Consider the following 1164-nt stretch of genomic DNA (forward strand, 5'->3'; position numbering starts at 1 on the left):
CCGGTACAGTACCGGATTCATTCCTATTAATTTTGTCTTAATACTCTTGTGATTGTAATAATCGATATATTTTGATAGTTCATTGGGGGATATCATTTGCTTGATACCATGTTCTTCAAAGGCATGCCGATACGGTTTCATTTAGCAGTGCCAGCCTTGGTCAGAATGAATCAGGAGTTTATCTTCGTCTGTTAGTCGCTTAAATGCTTGATCTAACTAAAAGGCGGGTGAAAGCACGATTCCAAAATGAGAGAAATTTTCGAAGAACATTGAACCCTAATCTGGTTGGCAAAGATGTGTTTGTTAATGAACTGGAAAGTATAGTACTGTATTGGTATATGAATAGCTTATGTTAGTGGTAAACTTCCGTTGAAAATATTTCTGGCGAAATGTGGTGATGTACTTGTTAAAAATGCTTGTTGTTGATGATGACAAGTTCGAACGGGACGGCGTTAGGTTTCTCGTTGATAAATATGGACTGCATTTGGAGATCTTTGAAGCTGACAGTGGTGAAAGCGCTCTCTTGTATATCGAAACCCATGATATAGACATCCTGCTCACCGATATCCGGATGAACGGGATGGACGGATTACAGCTAGCAGAGAAGGTTCGTGAACTAGGTAAGTCTATCAAAACGATGTTTATGAGCGCCTATGGTGAGTTCGAGTATGCACAGAAGGCAATCGATCTGAAGGCAATCCATTATATATTAAAACCTGTGCAGGTTAGCGAATTTATTAAAAATATGACCGAGATCATCCAGCTTTGCGAGGAAGCGTTGAAATTGAAGGTTCAGCAGGAAAAGCTAGAAGCTGCCTATTTGAAGGAAGTCAGATACGAAAAGCAGAAGCAGCTTACCGATATTATACTCAGCAAGGCAGAGGAGACGGATGACAAACGAGATCTGAAGGTGCCTGCCGGCAGGTTCGATAAGTATCCTTACATGCGGATGCTGATGCTGGATTCTCGTAAACGCTTTTTCGATCGGCTTGATCTCGATATTGAAGAGCAGTTGGGCGAACTCATTCATCGCAACGTCGATTTTATTCACTTGAATGAGTTTCAAGCGTTGCTGTTCTTGGAAACAGCCCCCGACGAGTCGCTGGAAGCTATAACGGAGCTTGGCCAGCAATTGATCCGGATATTCCAGGATATGTACGATAA

The 1164-nt window shown here is 41.8% G+C and carries 1 protein-coding gene and 1 pseudogene; one reads left to right on the forward strand and one right to left on the reverse strand.

What is annotated here, in order from left to right; translation table 11 throughout:
- A pseudogene (locus AC1DSE_RS35560) lies at window positions 1-216 on the reverse strand (IS3 family transposase); the annotation flags it as partial.
- Window positions 217-397: 181 nt separating this feature from the next.
- Between AC1DSE_RS35560 and AC1DSE_RS35565 the strand changes: the two are divergent.
- The coding region (locus tag AC1DSE_RS35565; protein WP_477529157.1) for a response regulator at window positions 398-1164 on the forward strand (767 nt) is incomplete at its 3' end.

This window comes from Paenibacillus sp. 01L418, from assembly GCF_056400045.1.